Annotated in this window: 25 protein-coding genes; all 25 read right to left on the bottom strand. The window is 39.8% G+C overall.

Annotation, left to right across the window (positions count from 1 at the left end; genetic code table 11):
• Positions 1-12: 12 nt before the first annotated feature.
• Complete coding sequence (locus ACOMCU_RS24880; protein ID WP_421051787.1) at positions 13-360, bottom strand: phage tail assembly protein; 348 nt, start codon at positions 358-360, stop codon at positions 13-15.
• 19 nt (positions 361-379) lie between these two features.
• Positions 380-904, bottom strand: coding sequence for a phage major tail tube protein (locus ACOMCU_RS24875; protein WP_421051786.1), 525 nt, complete (start codon positions 902-904; stop codon positions 380-382).
• A gap of 15 nt (positions 905-919) precedes the next feature.
• Positions 920-2,350 carry a phage tail sheath family protein gene (locus ACOMCU_RS24870; RefSeq protein ID WP_421051785.1) on the bottom strand — a complete coding sequence of 477 codons (1,431 nt, stop codon included), beginning with the start codon at positions 2,348-2,350 and terminating at the stop codon, positions 920-922.
• 2 nt (positions 2,351-2,352) lie between these two features.
• Positions 2,353-2,667 carry a hypothetical protein gene (locus ACOMCU_RS24865; RefSeq protein WP_421051784.1) on the bottom strand — a complete coding sequence of 105 codons (315 nt, stop codon included), beginning with the start codon at positions 2,665-2,667 and terminating at the stop codon, positions 2,353-2,355.
• Entirely contained in the window at positions 2,657-3,145 is a 489-nt protein-coding gene (locus ACOMCU_RS24860) for a hypothetical protein (RefSeq protein WP_421051783.1), read from the bottom strand. The genes ACOMCU_RS24865 and ACOMCU_RS24860 overlap by 11 nt, the downstream gene beginning before the upstream one ends.
• A 4-nt stretch (positions 3,146-3,149) precedes the next feature.
• Positions 3,150-3,695 carry a phage tail protein gene (locus ACOMCU_RS24855; protein ID WP_421051781.1) on the bottom strand — a complete coding sequence of 182 codons (546 nt, stop codon included), beginning with the start codon at positions 3,693-3,695 and terminating at the stop codon, positions 3,150-3,152.
• 8 nt (positions 3,696-3,703) lie between these two features.
• Positions 3,704-4,033, bottom strand: a complete 330-nt coding sequence (locus ACOMCU_RS24850) for a hypothetical protein (protein WP_421051780.1) — start codon at positions 4,031-4,033, stop codon at positions 3,704-3,706.
• Complete coding sequence (locus ACOMCU_RS24845; RefSeq protein ID WP_421051779.1) at positions 4,017-4,421, bottom strand: hypothetical protein; 405 nt, start codon at positions 4,419-4,421, stop codon at positions 4,017-4,019. The genes ACOMCU_RS24850 and ACOMCU_RS24845 overlap by 17 nt, the downstream gene beginning before the upstream one ends.
• A gap of 12 nt (positions 4,422-4,433) precedes the next feature.
• Positions 4,434-4,757, bottom strand: coding sequence for a DUF2190 family protein (locus tag ACOMCU_RS24840; protein ID WP_421051778.1), 324 nt, complete (start codon positions 4,755-4,757; stop codon positions 4,434-4,436).
• A gap of 14 nt (positions 4,758-4,771) precedes the next feature.
• A complete protein-coding gene (locus ACOMCU_RS24835) occupies positions 4,772-6,247 on the bottom strand; it encodes a hypothetical protein (protein WP_421051777.1) in 1,476 nt (491 codons plus the stop codon).
• Positions 6,247-6,822, bottom strand: coding sequence for an HK97 family phage prohead protease (locus tag ACOMCU_RS24830; protein WP_421051776.1), 576 nt, complete (start codon positions 6,820-6,822; stop codon positions 6,247-6,249). Before ACOMCU_RS24830 ends, ACOMCU_RS24835 begins: the two co-directional genes overlap by 1 nt.
• Complete coding sequence (locus tag ACOMCU_RS24825) at positions 6,800-8,308, bottom strand: phage portal protein (protein WP_421051775.1); 1,509 nt, start codon at positions 8,306-8,308, stop codon at positions 6,800-6,802. The genes ACOMCU_RS24830 and ACOMCU_RS24825 overlap by 23 nt, the downstream gene beginning before the upstream one ends.
• An 11-nt stretch (positions 8,309-8,319) precedes the next feature.
• Positions 8,320-8,544: a peptidylprolyl isomerase gene (locus ACOMCU_RS24820; RefSeq protein ID WP_421051819.1), complete on the bottom strand. Its 225-nt coding sequence runs from the start codon at positions 8,542-8,544 to the stop codon at positions 8,320-8,322.
• A gap of 7 nt (positions 8,545-8,551) precedes the next feature.
• Positions 8,552-10,411: a phage terminase large subunit family protein gene (locus tag ACOMCU_RS24815; protein ID WP_421051774.1), complete on the bottom strand. Its 1,860-nt coding sequence runs from the start codon at positions 10,409-10,411 to the stop codon at positions 8,552-8,554.
• Complete coding sequence (locus ACOMCU_RS24810) at positions 10,377-10,937, bottom strand: hypothetical protein (RefSeq protein ID WP_421051773.1); 561 nt, start codon at positions 10,935-10,937, stop codon at positions 10,377-10,379. The genes ACOMCU_RS24815 and ACOMCU_RS24810 overlap by 35 nt, the downstream gene beginning before the upstream one ends.
• A 379-nt stretch (positions 10,938-11,316) precedes the next feature.
• Positions 11,317-11,862: a tyrosine-type recombinase/integrase gene (locus ACOMCU_RS24805; protein WP_421051772.1), complete on the bottom strand. Its 546-nt coding sequence runs from the start codon at positions 11,860-11,862 to the stop codon at positions 11,317-11,319.
• Entirely contained in the window at positions 11,862-12,455 is a 594-nt protein-coding gene (locus ACOMCU_RS24800) for a sigma factor-like helix-turn-helix DNA-binding protein (protein WP_421051771.1), read from the bottom strand. The genes ACOMCU_RS24805 and ACOMCU_RS24800 overlap by 1 nt, the downstream gene beginning before the upstream one ends.
• A 15-nt stretch (positions 12,456-12,470) precedes the next feature.
• Positions 12,471-12,806 (bottom strand): hypothetical protein, encoded by a 336-nt coding sequence (locus ACOMCU_RS24795; protein ID WP_421051770.1) that lies wholly within the window; start codon positions 12,804-12,806, stop codon positions 12,471-12,473.
• 88 nt (positions 12,807-12,894) lie between these two features.
• On the bottom strand, positions 12,895-13,098 hold the full coding sequence (locus ACOMCU_RS24790) for a hypothetical protein (protein ID WP_421051769.1): 204 nt from the start codon (positions 13,096-13,098) through the stop codon (positions 12,895-12,897).
• 283 nt (positions 13,099-13,381) lie between these two features.
• Entirely contained in the window at positions 13,382-13,615 is a 234-nt protein-coding gene (locus ACOMCU_RS24785; RefSeq protein ID WP_421051768.1) for an ASCH/PUA domain-containing protein, read from the bottom strand.
• Between the two features lie 71 nt (positions 13,616-13,686).
• Positions 13,687-13,887, bottom strand: a complete 201-nt coding sequence (locus ACOMCU_RS24780; RefSeq protein WP_421051767.1) for a hypothetical protein — start codon at positions 13,885-13,887, stop codon at positions 13,687-13,689.
• Between the two features lie 55 nt (positions 13,888-13,942).
• Complete coding sequence (locus ACOMCU_RS24775) at positions 13,943-14,113, bottom strand: hypothetical protein (RefSeq protein WP_421051766.1); 171 nt, start codon at positions 14,111-14,113, stop codon at positions 13,943-13,945.
• Positions 14,114-14,142: 29 nt separating this feature from the next.
• Positions 14,143-15,150: a DNA cytosine methyltransferase gene (locus ACOMCU_RS24770; RefSeq protein WP_421051765.1), complete on the bottom strand. Its 1,008-nt coding sequence runs from the start codon at positions 15,148-15,150 to the stop codon at positions 14,143-14,145.
• Between the two features lie 39 nt (positions 15,151-15,189).
• On the bottom strand, positions 15,190-15,360 hold the full coding sequence (locus ACOMCU_RS24765; RefSeq protein ID WP_421051764.1) for a hypothetical protein: 171 nt from the start codon (positions 15,358-15,360) through the stop codon (positions 15,190-15,192).
• Position 15,361: 1 nt separating this feature from the next.
• Complete coding sequence (locus ACOMCU_RS24760) at positions 15,362-15,736, bottom strand: hypothetical protein (RefSeq protein WP_421051763.1); 375 nt, start codon at positions 15,734-15,736, stop codon at positions 15,362-15,364.
• Between the last annotated feature and the right edge of the window lie 168 nt (positions 15,737-15,904).

Genomic DNA, 15,904 nt, shown 5'->3' with positions numbered 1-15,904 from the left:
CACCATTTTCACCTACCACTTCAAGAAAAAAGCTCGTACTTGCATAACCATCTCAAAAAAGTCCATTGCATGAAGTTTTTCTAAATCTTCCGGAATAGAATTTGTTGCACGCGCAGCTAACTTCAACATGGCATCCTGATTGTAGATGCTGTCAAATCCACTATGACGACCATTCATGCGTAGTTCAGCATCAACATTTAAAATATCCTTTCCAGTAAGGTTAGAGAAATCTAACACGAGTTCATTAACCTCAGCACCATTTAATACGATAGGTTTTTTAATTGGCATTGTGATAATCTCTGGATTAGCTACCACCTGTTCAGTTTGTTTTTCCATTGTTACATCATTTTTTTCAGTCATTTTCGTTTCCTCCTTTTAATTAGGCCATGCCCAGTGCTTCGCGCAAGCGAGCCATATAATCCACATCATCCACGATAAAGATATAGTTAATTTTGTCGATTTCAAGTAACACTTTGCCTTCACGTTCAACCTTCATATATAGCACTTCAATTTCAGTTGAACTCTCATATGGAGAACCTTTTTGTACTTTACCTAAATCATTTTTAGTAGCCAGTCCATGTACTACCACTCGATTTGGTTTGAAATGATGTTTGCCTTTAATAGCATCGTACTCTTGGTTTGCTAAACGACAGTCAACTGTAATGGCTTCTGGTTTGTAGAAATCCAACAACTCATCACTAGTTACTCGCCAATTAATAGTAAACTTCATGCTTTGGAAGTGACCGTAAGCTGGTGATTCATATTCACCTGAAATTCCTGACCCGTTCACCGTTTCAGTCAGAGATTCCAAAGAAGGGAGCTGCAAATCTGCAACCCCCTTCAAGTCGGATTTACCACTCACAAAAACCCGATAATCATTTAATTTTTCTGGAATGATACTCATTCACGATTCCTCCTATTAGTTAAAGAGATTGTTGTAATACGTCGGGTCAAATTCTAAAATATTTTCGATGTCCTCAGCTGGTGTCGGCTCTGCTACATAGTAGTTGAAACGAATCTTACCGCCGATTAAATCAGCTTTAGGATTATTCTCCCTCTTAAATTCGACACGTCCGCCTAAAATCACTCCGCGTGATTGCAAGCCATTGAACCACATGTTCATCGTGTCTAAAATGCTATCGATTAAACGACGGGAAACCGGTCCATCCACCTTACCCCATGTAGTTAAAATAATCGTATTTGCAATCCAATTGTGTGTCAGTCGCACAGGGATGAAAATATCCTTCACATCGGTGCTTGCTGGGAATGCACCTGTTCGGTTACCCCAACACTTCCAACCGCCCATAAAATTAAGTGCTGTTGTAATGCCCTGCGAGTTTAGCAATTCGGCTTGATCCGGACCTAAATCAATTTCATCGCCAGCATCGTTAAGCATTTTTGTCATTTGTAAAGGTTGATTCGATGGGCTGACATGAGGGAAATCACCATTTTCCGCAGCTGTTTTCGTAATTCGAAAAGCAAGTTGTGTCGAATAGTGGTACACCTTTTCACCTAATCCCAACAATGGCCACCCAAGAAATTCATTCGACCCCGTATAATTATTTTGATTTTTCCATTCATTCGCCTTCGTATAGACATCAGCTACAGCTGTATCAATATCTGATAACGAAGCCGCACGGAAATAAGTGTTTACCACAGATGCCTTTGCTTTCATTACTGCTGCCACCATCGGATCTTTTGAGAACTTAGGCGCTACTACTAAACCTGGTATCATGCCTGTTTTAGGGAAAACAGCATTTAAAAGTTCTAAGCCTTGCAACTTTCCTGTATTGACGTCAGAACCACCGATAATATCATTTGCTGTTACCTTTTCAGGCGCTAGACGTGTGAACTCAATATAGAGTTTATCTGCTTGAATTAAAGGTACAATTACGACCTGTCCGTCATCATCAAATGACACAACATAATCTTCGTCTGCCTTTAACTCAGCTGATTCTTCAGCAGTCTTTACCTTTAAAGTATCAAGCAAAATACCTTTCGCTTTTGCTATAGCTTTTTTATTAGAAACCGGAACAACTTCTTTGCTTGTTTCATTATGCTTCTCTGGGTCTAACACATTTACAAAGATAACTGGCGCTACATTAAACAAACGGAATGCTGCATCCATTGCTTCACAAAGCGTGTAGTTCTTCCAATCATCTGTATAGCCAAGTGCCGCCTGAGCCTCATCAAATGAGTATGCAACAACAATCTTATTGACGTGCTCAGTTGTTTTTGCTAAATTAATTGGCGCTGTTCCGAATACAACCGGTAGAGCTGCAGTAGCTACAACAGGTGTCATTAAAGATGTAGGTGCTTCGGTAACACGGGAACCATGTCGGAATGCCATAGTTATTTCACCTCACTGAAATAGTCTTGAATTTTTTTGAACAGCATCATTTCTACAGAATTTGCATCTGTAAGGTTCTGTTCAAATGTTGCAAAATCTTTGGTTTTAATAAACAATTTCTCAAGCACTTTACAATTTTCAAAGTGCTCCTTTAAATGCGCTGGCTTACCCCCGACAAATGATGCATAACGAGTAAGCTGTTTCACTGTTGGGCCAACATAAATAAGGACATCTGCGCTTTCCTTTGCAGATGCCTTTTTAATCGCCTCCCCCACCATTTCAGGGGATGCTTTTTCACTTTCAATTTTAGAGCTCATCGTCTAACACACTCCTATTCCATTGTACTTGTGGCGCTTCAAACTCTAATACCGCTGTAGAATGCCATGATGGTCGCATCTGCTCCTCGAATAGATCCACTTCCATAGTTCCAGCTAAATTAAATGGACCCACAGCTTGTGCCTCTTTCACCGATAGCTCGATACGATTCCAAACATTCAAATTCTCACGCCAGCCATTTTGCTCATCCTTGCTATATGTCCCAATTACAATTCGAACAGCAATTGTTTTTTTCTCGTGAATAATATCGCTTTGACCCAAATAGCGAACAATAACAAATGGATAATCTTCTGGTTCAGTTTCCTCATCACGTTCGCGTCTACTTGGTTTTTGCGGTAAATAACCACCATAAACAGTTGGAGCTTTAAGTATCTCCGGCACTTTTGTTTGAAGCTCCATATCTTTCAATTTTTCTTGTAGAAAGTCTTTGAGTGTGTCCACTAAATCGATTCCATGCACACCGTCATCCCCTTAACAATCTATTAATTTCGTGCTCTAATCGTTTGTCTAGCACGTCATAAGCCTTATTTTCAACGACGGATACCACTGACTCATTTCCAATCATCTGTGGCACAGATGGGCCATAGTGACCGCGAATAGGTAGCCTTTTTTTAGTCACTCGCGTAAATACATTGACGTGCCCACTGTTCATTCCCGTGACAAAGGCTCCCTTTATTCGTTTTCGGGAACCCTTTTTTACCCCAACAGTGACCTGTTTTACTTTTTTGGGGCCATTCGGTGAAACTCTGAATGTCATTAGTTTAAGAGGTTCACCGCTTGATCTAATGCTAGCTGTTAAATTATCTGGTGACGCTGTTCTCACCTTAATGGTACTAGATACATCCCGTTGCTTTATATTATAGTGCTCTCTAACTGAACGATTAGCTTGTGCTCTCGCTGCATGTGCGGAACGATTAATGGCCCTAGAAACGACTTTCGGAACCTGCTGTGGCGTGTTTCTGAATATTTCTTGCACATACTCCACTTGTCGCAAATTTAGTTCAATCATATAAACACCTAGCTTTCATTTGCAGAAACTACAATTTGAATAATACCCATTTCCTCGCCAGTTTTTTCTACGTAATATTCTTCACCATCAAGAACTATGAGCCTGTCGATTTTAGGGATGTAAAAATCTGTAGCCTTCACCAGGATAGTCTTATAATGTTTGAACATCTCTTGTGCAACATTTAATTGTTCTATCCCGAAGCCCGTTATATCTTCTAAGTTATTTTCAACAACTAAATTGAGCGTTTCACCCTCTAGCTCATGCTCCTCAGCCATTTCATCGATGTTAAAAAAAACGTCTAAATCTTTTATCATGAAGTCCTTAAATGTCTTTTTCATCCGATTTCACACCCGCTTCAATTAACTTTTTGATGATTTCCGGCTTTGTAGCATCCTTTTTTAGCTCGATTTTGTGCTTTTCAGCACGCAATATTAAGTCGTCGCGTAGTAATTTATCGAATTTTTTTGTCATTTCTTCTTCAGTCATTGCATTACTTGATTCGCCACTTCCGTTACTATCTGAGCCGTTTTCATCACTTTTTTGTCCATTACCGTCATCAAATGAGCCATTTTCGTTATTTTCTTCTCCATTTAAGCCGAAAATTTTAACTGAACCGCCAGCCACAAGTTTTTTTGCATAATGCTCGTCACAAGTGAATTTTTCATCTGGTTTTATAATCTGGCCATGCAACATGACTGGCGTAATAGCAATTAAAGTTACACCCATTTTTACCGCCCCTTATCCGATTTTCACACGTGCTACCGTGCCATTTGCTTCTTTTGGTGACACTGCATAACCCGCCGGCGTTGCATCTGTGCTTTCTGCAACAATCAAGCCATCTTTATAAAATAAGTCTTGTCCGACTGTAAACGCTGTGCCGTTTGCTGCAGGGATGTCATACACCCCTGTTACATTCACAGCACCCATTGCACCAATTTGAATCTCTGTAGCTGCTACGCCGATTCGTGACGTTAAAACAACCACTTCATTTGCAGCTATAACCGCTACTGTGTTGTTTTTGAAATCAATTGTTTCGCCACGTTGTACATAACTTGCTTTCATTGTGTGTACCCCCTTTATAATTGCCCTGGATTTTTAATAGCTGTCTTGTAATCTACTATCGAAACGCCATAATCCATATAAATATCCCATACAAAGCCTAATTGCCCTGCTGGCGCTTGCTTCATTACGATTGTTGGCATGTCGATACCATTTAAGAAATCGACTTGAATCGGAGAACGTAATTTATCCGCCGTAACATACCATTCTTTTTCACCGTTTTCATTTACATCGTCAAGCTCCGGATCTGAAATAATTGTAAATTTGTTGTAGAACGGATTCACTACGTTTGGATTTGTTGCACTTGGATCAACTGGCGTGCTAATTAATTGGGCTGCAGCTGTCTCTAAAGATGTTGGTACTAACATAAAACGAGCCGGGATATTTAAATTTACTTCGCCACCAGCCGCTTTTTGTTTCTTTAACAAACGACGTGCTTCTGATAATGCTGCTACACTTGGTGCACTGCCTTTACCTATATTCGCATGTTCTTCATGGAATAGTTGTTTTCCGTCCCAAATAGCCGGATTTGTCGCTAGTGTTCGGTAAACTAGTCGATTGATACCTAAACGAGCTGATTGTGCGTATAAGGCAGGCATTTGTGAGATGAATCCTACATCATCATTGATGAACATCTGACGTGACATAGTGAATTGACGTCCAACTGTTAATAATTGACGCACTGGACCTTCTTCCGCATTTGGATCGTCGTGTTTCAACTCTCCATTTTCACTAACTAACAATAATTCACCTGCAGTACCCGCTTGAAAAGTCTTCGTTGGACGGAAATCTGTTAATGTTCCTGTTTTAACCCATTCTTGATAGGTTGTTTCCGCTTCTGTGTACGCTTTTTCAAACACCGTGCGTGCTGTTTGGTCAATGATACCTGAGAACATTGACGTTGGTGTTAAATGCTGGCGTAAAAGATCTTCGTCGTTAAGACGGTACGCATTTGGTATACCTTCCATTCGCAAAGTTTCTTTCGCTAGATCACGTAAAGACATTCCTTGGAATTGTTTTGCTCCTTCTGCTGGTTTTGTGATACTTGCACCTGCACGCATCGCTAGTCCATCGATGGCAGCAAGACGTAATTTATCACCTTCATCACTAATGATTTTTACGCCTGTGCTCACCGGTGAGCGACCTTCTAACTGTTTTTCAAGCACTATTTGACGCACCTGGTCGATTGTTTTACCTGAAGAAATAAATTCATCCGGAGTTAAATCAAAATTACGGCAAATTCTTGTGATTTCAGCACTTCGTTGACGCTCGTTTTCAATGAGTTGACGCTTATTTTCATCCTTATTAGGATCTGCTCCACCTTGTGGTATTGATGGAGCTTGTAATCCATCACCTAAGGCTCGTAATGCGTCTACTGCCGTCTGCAGACGGTCAAATTCTTCTTGTTCCTCCTTTGATAATGCACGACTGCCTTCCGCTTTTGCCGCATCCACAATCTCTTGTTGACGCGCTAACATTTGCTGTAAATTCATTATTCTTTCCCTCCAAGTAGGTTTTTGTTAAGTAAAATTTGTCTTTCATAATACGAATAGTCCGCTTTTTCAATCTGTTCTTCTTCGTTCCCCATATCTCGACCAACGCCAACCGTTGCATCTGCAGGAACAGAAACAATACTGATTTCATACGGCTGCCATTTCAATGCAACTGAACATGGACCTACATGACGCCCGTTTGCCGATGCCTTGCCCACCGCTACTTCTTCCCAACTTGAAACGGTGTAGCCTACCGATACTGCTTTTAACGTTTTAGATTTAACTTTTTGATAAATAACGTCGCTTTCTTCATCTTCATCAAACGTCACTAACGCATAAGCACGATTATCTCTCACCCAAGCACTATCGATACGGCCAATCACTTTGTCACGATTATGGTTAAATAACAAACAGCCGATTTCATTCAATCGACTTAAATCTACAGCACTTGTTTCATGCGATAAAATTTCCATGCCCCACCATCGCTCATAGGCTTCCTCACTGGAAAACGATAATTCAACTTGTCGTTTGTCATCATCTAGCGCTCTTAAATCAATCGTTAGATTTCTTTTCATCGATTCCATCTTTGCTTTCGTCTTGTTCAATGAGTTTTTTTGATTCTTCGTCGATTTCTCCGTCAACACTAATCACCCCCTTTGCCTTCATGTATTGAATTTCTATTGCACGTTGATCTATAAGTTCCCGCCAATCTGCCCCTTGCCCTGACGCAACATCTTGCAATGTCGTTTGGCACGTAGCAAGTTGAACCTTGTTGGCATTGGCTTCTTTTAACGGATCAATCCACTTCATTCCTGGCGCTACCCATTCATGCTTCAAATACTCCTCTTTATTCTCAAAATAGTCCCGAATCTTCAATTTTCCACTTAAAACAGCCGCTTCAATAAATTCTTCGTATACTTCTTTCAAGAAATGCTCTTTCAAATAATCTTGTTCCATCGTGTAAGTCTTGTTATCTTCTAATAGCCCTTGTCTTGCACTAGAGTAGTTGACTTGTGACATATCCCGCGCTGTCACTTCATACGAAATACCTTGTGCCGAACCTGACAAGCGTTGCTGTAATCGTACAAAATCAGCTGCACTAGCGCCTTGCGCTGGTGGTTGAACAACCGATACATCGTCACCAGGGTTCAACTCCATCATCATCCCTGGCGTCATACTTTTACCTTCATAAGTTTTTAACTCTTTAGCATTGGCACTACGCCCATAACCACCACCTTCTGGTGACGCACGACGAATAAATACGGCTAAAAGCGCCGCTATTCGTTCTTTCACGCTGACCGCTTCCATAAATTGATTGGTGTCTCGAACTCGTGGAAGCGTAGTGGATAGCTCTGTAATTTCCCGAATCTGTGAAGGTCGTTTCTTTTTGTATAAAAACATTACGTCGTTTGCGTTGATACGCTCAGAATTTCCTGTATAAAGTCCATAAATGTCATATTTTTTTATGTAATATGCCACTGGACAATTGAATTCATCGTACTCAATACCGCCTACAATACGTTTCCCGCTTGATGCTGGCATCATTGTGTCTAATTCATCTACTTCAAAGACCTGCAAAACTAACGGGATATAGCCGTTAGCGTTGTACCGTTTTACGATAACTACAGCACCGTCTACACGTTTTCTTCGCGCAATCATTTGGCATAACTCTGCAAAAGACTGTTGTTTTGTAATATCACAATACTTCGGCCGTGCCCACTCTTTGAATAAAGCTTCAATTTGGACATTTAACTGTTCGTCATGCGTTTTCGCCTGTAACTTGAAACCTGTTCCTACTACATTCCGTTCAAATGCCAGCAAAATACTCTCAAGTATGTCACTATTTCGTTCTAAATCACGACTTCTCGCACGCATAGTATCTCGATACATCTTATCTGTTGATTCAGCACTACTATTGACTACACGCCAACCAGCATTTAAACGTCCGTCATTTCCTGCATCGTAGCTTTTTTCCAACCCTTTGACGCTCATACGCCACATGTACCGTTCGTACGCTAGTCTAGGTGAGGCTATTGCAATTGTTTTTTCAAATAGATTCATATAACCCTCCCTTAACGTGTGTCAAAAACAGCGACAGACGTGTTTGCGAACGCATTTGAATGCCCATTTTCGGCACTTATTTGCTGTTGTAAATCTTTTTGACGCTTGTATAACAGACCTAAATCTGCACGCTTCAATCGTCGTGATCCAATTTGATACTCCTGGCCACCAATTTCAATTGATGCAATGGCCTCATTCACTTGTTGTAATTGTTCTTGAATTGTCAATACCAACACACCTTTCTTACAACCAACTTTCACCTTTATTTCCTAACCAACTATCGTTATAGTTCGTTGCATTATCATTTATCTTTTGTTCTTGCGACGTTGGTTGTGCAGCTTGTTTTTCTGCTTCTGCGTGCAGACTTAACGTTCTCACGCCACATACATCGGCCACCGCAAACGCATATACTTCACAATCCAGATAGTGGTTGTCTGCATGTGAAGTTTTTGGCACCCAAACAAGTTGTTTACTGCCTTTAATACGCACCTTGTGCTCTGCTGTTACTTGTTCTGCGTATTCCTTATCACAGTCTTTATACACCATCCAACTACCCACTCCGGTAGATTTGTCCATACGTGACGCTATAATGTCCTTGTACTTGCCACCATCAACAAGTAACAATTGCATCCCGTAGGCATTGGAATTTATTTTGTTCACTTTACTGAGTCGGAAATGCGAGTGTCCACCAGGTACCCCTTTTATTGGTATAGCCCATTCACTATTTCTTGCACAAAATTCGTAAACATCGTCAGTTTGATCTCCTGAATCGATACCAGCTAATTGCACTAACATCGTTTGGCCATCTTGTTTTTTAAATTCCAAATTCATTACACGTTCAATCTCTTTGAAATTAAGTGCTTGTCCATGAGCAATGTTTTGACTTGTTAAATACGGCCCCCATGCTCGAATCGTCCAATACAAGCTAGTTTCCTGTACATCGACACCAGCTGTTAGCATTTCCGCCCAATCCGGTACAATAAATTCTTCAAATTCAGTCTGACGTTCTAAAACCATGTCTGCGTTTGTCTTTAACTTGGTATCTTCCCAAGGTTCGGCCAACCAACTGTTCACGAAATTTTGAAATGCTTCAGGATCATCTTTTGAGGTCAAATATTCTTTTGCAACCTCAGCAAAACGCACAAAAGGTGAATATAAAGTATTCATCCAAAAGCATATTTTTCTTGGGTATTGCGTTCGTTGCTCGACAACTTCCCAACGTCCTTCACGTAGCATTTGAGGTTTTTGACGATCATTGATAATAGCCCCGCATTCTTGGCACGCATAAAATGCACCTTCTGCTCTGTCTGCTGCTGAAGCGACTTCTTCTTTGCTTGGCCAACGTAAATTTTTAAATTTTAATTCGATATACTCCCCACAATGTGGACAAGGTACTTTGTAGTGTTTAACTGCATCGGCTTCTTCTTTTGCTTTCCATATGTGGCCTGTTCGCAACGTAGGCGTAGAAGCCATAAATACTTTTCGATTCGGGAATGTTTTTGTACGTTCTCGTGATAATTTAATTGGATCAGCTTCTTTTTTCGAGGCACCAGGGTACTTGTCAACTTCATCTAACAACAAATATCGAATCGGTTTTGATGCCAAGCTTGCTGGTGAATTTGCCCCTTCGAGTGTGATAAACATTCCGTCAAACTGAAGTTCCAATTCTTCTGATTTGTCCTCAAAAAAACACTTATTTAATGACTTAGAGATACGAAACATCGGACGCAAACGATTCTTTGATACGTGACCGGCCAATTCTTGCGATGGATAAACCACCATCGTAGGCGATGGATCTTGCATAACAAAGTACCCTAGCGCATTTTGTAAAACTTCTGTTCCTCCTACCTGTGTGGGCTTAACAAAAATGATTTCTTCAGTTTCTACATTGTTGAATTCATCCATTATTCCTACTAAGTAAGATGTCACGTTATTTCGCCACGGCCCAGGTATTGCACTTGATTTACTGTCTAGCACTCTATATTTTTCAGCCCATTCACTTAGCAACATCTTTTCAGGGGGTTTTAATGTCTTTAACGATGCCGTTAACCAAGCTGGCCAATTACTTTTACTTTTTGTCACTGCGCTTTGCTTTTTTTGCACTATAAACACCATCCACGCTCAATTGCTCCAATGCATCATTAATTGTATTGGCCACTTCTTGCTCCGCACGTCTAGCTTCTAATGGATCGGCATATGCGCTAATAATGTTTCCTAATTTCCTGGTCAATGCCGTTGCGGATTTTTTGAATACCAAGAAAAATCGGCTCAATTCCATTTCTACAAATTCGCGTTCTACGTATTTACCCGCCGCTAAATCTGCTTTGATTCTTGATAGCTCGGCTTGCGATTCTTTATATGCAATCTCTGTTTCTAATTTTTTAAATTGAAGATTTACACCTTTTTTGGTTTCTGCATCTTCTCCGGCTTGAATCATCCCTCGCCATTTCAAAACATCTTGCAACTCCCACCAACCACGCGAAGCCTGCGGGCATCCTTGCCTTCTCCAATTCGTTAGTGTTTTGTCGGTTACTTCGAGAAGATCGCATAACCCTCTTGTTGTGATTTGCATTTTTCCATCTTCAATACGCATTACCACTTTGCCATCGTCAACACGAAGTTCGCTCATATCGCTCCCTCCAAACCGTAGTTCCGTAGTATTTTTTTTTTTTCATTTTCGAACGATTCCTGGGGCTCGCAAGCCCCGTATGCCGGTCCCCCCGGTGGAAGGACCCAAGACTTTCAGCCAGGCTCACAGGCTCTACAGTGCCAACGGTTGAAGGCACCTTAAAGGCTCTTACTAAAGACATGCTGCAGCACATCCTTCTCACCTATATTTGACAGGTCACAACCCCATTCCATCCAGTTCGTTACATCTTTATGTTGTGCATAACTCACGCACACGCCCTCAACCCTTGATACATACACATTCTAAAAATATTTATCTTCCAATTATTCGTGGGGAAAATTATGCGTAATTGGTGCGGAAAAGAATAGGGATTACGGTTTCATAAATTCGTGTGTTTCATGTACTGTTCACGAATGAAATCTTCCTCAATCCCTATGTATATCCTTGTGTATCTCACGTCACTGTGGCCTAGCATTGTACGTAACGCTTCAATGTTCTTTGTGTTCTGATAGTAGTTATAGCCGAAGGTCTTACGCATCGTGTGCGTACCCAACCGCACCAGCCCTACTTGCTCGCCTGCTTCTCTTATAATCTTATAAGCCATGTCTCTACTGATTGGTTGATTCATCCCTTCACGGCTCTTTATTAATACCTCGTTATCTTTTTTGCCACGGATATACTTTTGTAGTGCACGCTTCAAAGAATCATTGATTGGTATTTCACGTTCGTTGCCAGTCTTTTGCTCAAGCACATTCATATCCTCGCCCTTAACATCTCTGACACGTAAAGGCAAAATGTCCGATATACGAAGCCCTGCATTAATCCCAATCATAAACATGATGTAATTTCTTTCACTCTGATCTTTCAATACCTTTTTCATTTGTCGTAACTTTTCTTTGTCACGTATCGGCATTACGCGCTTCATTACAGATCCGCCCTTTCAATACCTAACTCTGATAACTTTTTCTTAATCCTCTTGATACGCTTGGATATAGCTTGCTGTGATACGCCTATTAAGTTGGCTATTTCTGATTGAGGCATTTCTTGCTGCAGCAACAACAAAATATCTTGTTCTTCACGCGTCAACATTTCCTTTGCTTTTTCAAATAGGCCCGCCATTCCACGTGTCAAAGAATCCTCAAAAGTAATACGCTCACGTTCTTCTTTCTCTTCAATGCTTACTAAACTTTCATCAATCATTTCATAAGGTTCATTTGCTTGTTTATTTTCAATCAACACCTCCATCATCGAAGGATCATATGAACGTAAGACATAATAAGCATCGTTCTTTTCAATCCCTCTCCAATGGGCATCTGGTTGAAATCCTCTTTCTAGCCACTCAATTACAAAATGCAAATTGCTCTCTGCAGCTCTCAAAATGGTGCAATCTTCATCGATTTTAGTCGCCGTCAATCCCTTTTTTTTGCGGGCGCTTTTAAAAGCCGGTGATTCTAAATAATTTACCTTTTTAACAGTCTCGTTTAATGTTTCTCTGTATTCTTGCAACAGCCTTTTCAAAACGCTGCACCACCTTTATCGAATAATCTTTTTTATTAGGTGCCGTGGTTTACGACTTGAGACCTGATGAACTATACGTGGTCGTACAAAACACATCTTGTGAATAGGTTTAGTTTCTTGTCTGCATGGCTCCATGCAATTTAGTGCTGCTCCTATCTCTTCACCTGTCATAGCTGTTATATCACCTGTATTTCGTGCAGCTATCATTAAGGCTTCTTGTAACTGCTTTATAGTTGCTCCAAATACTTCCGCAATGTGCATTAGTGCATTTGCTATTTCTTCTGCATTCTTAAATGTTTGTGGGCCAATGCTTACAGCTGCATCCTTTATTTCTTTACCAAATTCATTCATAGGATTTAACTTCTCCTTTCAAATAAAAAAGCACAAACAATCCCTTTGCTTAGGATGTTTGTGCTCTCGGTTTTTCCGACAAAGCTTATTATTTTCTTTTGAACGTCTGTCGATATTGCAGACTGTGAATTTTAGAGTTTTGACATGCTATTTCCAATGTACCGTAGGGTGGTAAAGGTATTGCTTCCACTTCGCCATTGTCAACGATATAAATAACTTTTCCGTTAGTTGCATCAATTGACGCTTTATTAGTTAAAGTGTCTACATGAACCTTCTCTGTCGCTAATTCCATATTTTTTTCTCCTTATCTGTTATTCAGCCTTTTTTAATTTACTTATTTTTCAAATTGTTTATAGTTTCAGCTACTCCTGCAACAATAATAAAGAGCCATATCGTTGTCCAGATCGGGTTAGCATACATAATATCAATGGCATTAATCATCAAATTTCAATCCCTCTTTCGGCTACCTTTTATCCCACTTTGCAAATAAGTATGCTATACTTTATTTGTATAGTTTGGTTGAGTGGTGGGTGGAACTGTCGCTCTTTTTTTATGCTTTTTACTCAGATGGTTCATTAAGGTCTAGCAATTCCCATAACTATATATCCTTCCTTTTGTTCGTAATCTGTAATATAAGTAATGACTCTTTCCGTCCAACGTCCAGTCATTTTTTCACCATCAAACTCATTCAAGAAAACTGTATCCCCAACTGAAAAGTTACGGTCATTTTTACGTATTTCGAATGTTTTAGAACCATCTACAACTGCTTCAAGATATTCAGGAAGTATTTTAAGTTCATGTTTAGCCATTACCATTTTCCCTTTCCATTGGATATTTTCCTCAAAGTGTTCAGTAACTTTGATGTTGTATTAAGTAGTTGTTATTTTCTATGTTCAAAGTTAAAATCGTCCCATTTGTGTTTATTTTTTACGACATTTAAAAACGTTAAATTGTTGCAATGATAAAAACCGAAACCACTCCCTTTTTTCTTAAAATAATGAAAGTTAGCGTTTTTGTTGATGTATCTTTTATAAACAACACCATACTGCTTTGCAATTTTTCTTCTTCGTAATGCTTTCATTTTTACTCCTCCTGTAACCCACAAAACATTTCTGTTACTGAACAATATTTATCGACTATTCCTCATACACATAATCAATATTGGATTGGACATAACAATGACAATCTGGAAAACACTTATTCCGTTCACGCACAATTTCAATTGCCTTATCCTTTAACTTGTCATTCATGGCCACGATAACACAGGCATCGTTCGTTTTTAATTCCACTGATACAATAGCAATCAAACTTGTTCCTCCTTCGCAATATGTTTCGATTAACAAATTAACTTCAACTGACCTGTTGTATCTGCTATTAGGTCCGTTCCGTAATCCTCGTTAATAATGACATTGAATATCGCCTCTAATATCGGAACCACGATGCTATTACCAGCCAGTGCGTATAACGTTGCATTTCGTAGCCCCGTCTTCATAGGAAACTCTTTAAGCATCAAATCAAAATCATTATCATCAAAGCCCATCAAACGCCAACATTCACGCTCTGTTAAATAGCGGTATTGTTTTTCTGCTACCTTTACCACACCTGCATTTGGGCAACGGTCTTGGCGCTCTGTGATCGTCGTACAATAGCTATCAATAGTTTCGATAAAACGATGTTTTTTCTTAGCTGCTTCAATCTGTTCTGGTGTTGCTAAGTCTTTCAATCGACTAATCATTGACGGAATATTAATCATGTAACGCTCGTCCGTCACGTTGTCCTCTAAAAACTCATTAATATGGCGCAATGGTTGTTTTTCAAGTCTTATAAAATCGAAAGCTGCACCGCCTAAAATCGATATACAGAAAACACGCTCTCTCGCTTGCGGTATTCCAAAATCCATAGCATTTAATACATCGAATGAATTGGTGTAGCCTAGCTTGCTCATTTCTTGTAAGTAGTAATTAAAGATAGGCATGACGCCTTTATCAAGCACACCTTTCACGTTCTCCCAAATAACTACTTTCGGCTTCCACTCACCCATTTCAGCGATAATACGGAGAGTTTCGAGCATCAATTCGGAACGAGAGCCTTTTTTTGCACCTTTTCGATTAGCGTTGCTACGACTGTTATCTTGACAAGGTGAGCCATGGACTAAAATATCAGGACGTAAATTCCAACCAATCACATTTTGTTGTTCATAACGATGTGGATTCATTGCGTTATAGGCTTTTACTCGATTCTGTTTCCACTCCACATAATCGATCAGTTTGTACTCGACGCCTATATTTTTTAGCGCTTTTGCATCTGCTCCAATACCGCCAAAAAGAGAAAGTAATTTAATCATTTTTTCACCGCCTTATGCTGAACACTTTCTTTCGAATATTTAGTAATCTTCTTCGATTTTTCTCCCGTACTCTTCGTCTAATCCGGAAATAGTTGCGCCGAAATTAGGTTTGTTTTCTTTGCTCATAATGTTAATAAACTCAGCTAAATACTCTTGGAATTTATCTTCTGAAATTCCTGTAACACTGATTAATGCATAATGTCTTTTCATTTCACTTGCTCCCTCTCGGCTTGAATTCTCCAATATCCGTACCAACAGAACCTAAATACGCTTCACGATCATGATTCCAACAGTTTCGACACATCTTTTCACCTGGTGCAAAATCAAATAAATGTGGAGAACTTAATTCACTTACTATTTCACCGCACCAGCCACATTCACCGCCGTTTTCATATTCAGCCATGATTTTATCTAATTGCTGTTGTGTTAGTTCCACCTCTGTGAATGACGCTGCAGTAGCAAGCTCTCCAATGTCGTAATAACTTGGTTTACCATCGTACCCATACGACTCTGAATAGTCTTCTGTCATTTTGTCTAAATCGATAACAAGACGTTCATTTACGACTTTTAAATTAAATTTCGGCATCCCTTTTCACCCTCCTGGTCTTGAACAATATCTTTCAATTATTCACATTAGAACTCTTCATGTGCCTGGCTAAATCAAACCAAGATTGCATGCTATTAATATCTTTTTCACTTGCTCGTAATTGGATCCATTCGCCATCCACAAAAGTTTTAATGACAATTTCATTTT

This window comes from Lysinibacillus sp. UGB7 (assembly GCF_049058285.1).
Taxonomy (GTDB): domain Bacteria; phylum Bacillota; class Bacilli; order Bacillales_A; family Planococcaceae; genus Lysinibacillus; species Lysinibacillus sphaericus_B.
This window is presented reverse-complemented; position numbering and strand designations above follow the sequence as displayed.

Bases quoted from the DNA above. Each gene is read 5' to 3' on its own strand.
- ACOMCU_RS24880 (WP_421051787.1), bottom strand. From the start codon at position 360: ATGACTGAAAAAAATGATGTAACAATGGAAAAACAAACTGAACAGGTG.
- ACOMCU_RS24875 (WP_421051786.1), bottom strand. From the start codon at position 904: ATGAGTATCATTCCAGAAAAATTAAATGATTATCGGGTTTTTGTGAGT.
- ACOMCU_RS24870 (WP_421051785.1), bottom strand. From the start codon at position 2,350: ATGGCATTCCGACATGGTTCCCGTGTTACCGAAGCACCTACATCTTTA.
- ACOMCU_RS24865 (WP_421051784.1), bottom strand. From the start codon at position 2,667: ATGAGCTCTAAAATTGAAAGTGAAAAAGCATCCCCTGAAATGGTGGGG.
- ACOMCU_RS24855 (WP_421051781.1), bottom strand. From the start codon at position 3,695: ATGATTGAACTAAATTTGCGACAAGTGGAGTATGTGCAAGAAATATTC.
- ACOMCU_RS24850 (WP_421051780.1), bottom strand. From the start codon at position 4,033: ATGAAAAAGACATTTAAGGACTTCATGATAAAAGATTTAGACGTTTTT.
- ACOMCU_RS24845 (WP_421051779.1), bottom strand. From the start codon at position 4,421: ATGGGTGTAACTTTAATTGCTATTACGCCAGTCATGTTGCATGGCCAG.
- ACOMCU_RS24840 (WP_421051778.1), bottom strand. From the start codon at position 4,757: ATGAAAGCAAGTTATGTACAACGTGGCGAAACAATTGATTTCAAAAAC.
- ACOMCU_RS24835 (WP_421051777.1), bottom strand. From the start codon at position 6,247: ATGAATTTACAGCAAATGTTAGCGCGTCAACAAGAGATTGTGGATGCG.
- ACOMCU_RS24830 (WP_421051776.1), bottom strand. From the start codon at position 6,822: ATGAAAAGAAATCTAACGATTGATTTAAGAGCGCTAGATGATGACAAA.
- ACOMCU_RS24825 (WP_421051775.1), bottom strand. From the start codon at position 8,308: ATGAATCTATTTGAAAAAACAATTGCAATAGCCTCACCTAGACTAGCG.
- ACOMCU_RS24810 (WP_421051773.1), bottom strand. From the start codon at position 10,937: ATGAGCGAACTTCGTGTTGACGATGGCAAAGTGGTAATGCGTATTGAA.
- ACOMCU_RS24805 (WP_421051772.1), bottom strand. From the start codon at position 11,862: ATGAAGCGCGTAATGCCGATACGTGACAAAGAAAAGTTACGACAAATG.
- ACOMCU_RS24795 (WP_421051770.1), bottom strand. From the start codon at position 12,806: ATGAATGAATTTGGTAAAGAAATAAAGGATGCAGCTGTAAGCATTGGC.
- ACOMCU_RS24790 (WP_421051769.1), bottom strand. From the start codon at position 13,098: ATGGAATTAGCGACAGAGAAGGTTCATGTAGACACTTTAACTAATAAA.
- ACOMCU_RS24785 (WP_421051768.1), bottom strand. From the start codon at position 13,615: ATGGCTAAACATGAACTTAAAATACTTCCTGAATATCTTGAAGCAGTT.
- ACOMCU_RS24780 (WP_421051767.1), bottom strand. From the start codon at position 13,887: ATGAAAGCATTACGAAGAAGAAAAATTGCAAAGCAGTATGGTGTTGTT.
- ACOMCU_RS24770 (WP_421051765.1), bottom strand. From the start codon at position 15,150: ATGATTAAATTACTTTCTCTTTTTGGCGGTATTGGAGCAGATGCAAAA.
- ACOMCU_RS24765 (WP_421051764.1), bottom strand. From the start codon at position 15,360: ATGAAAAGACATTATGCATTAATCAGTGTTACAGGAATTTCAGAAGAT.
- ACOMCU_RS24760 (WP_421051763.1), bottom strand. From the start codon at position 15,736: ATGCCGAAATTTAATTTAAAAGTCGTAAATGAACGTCTTGTTATCGAT.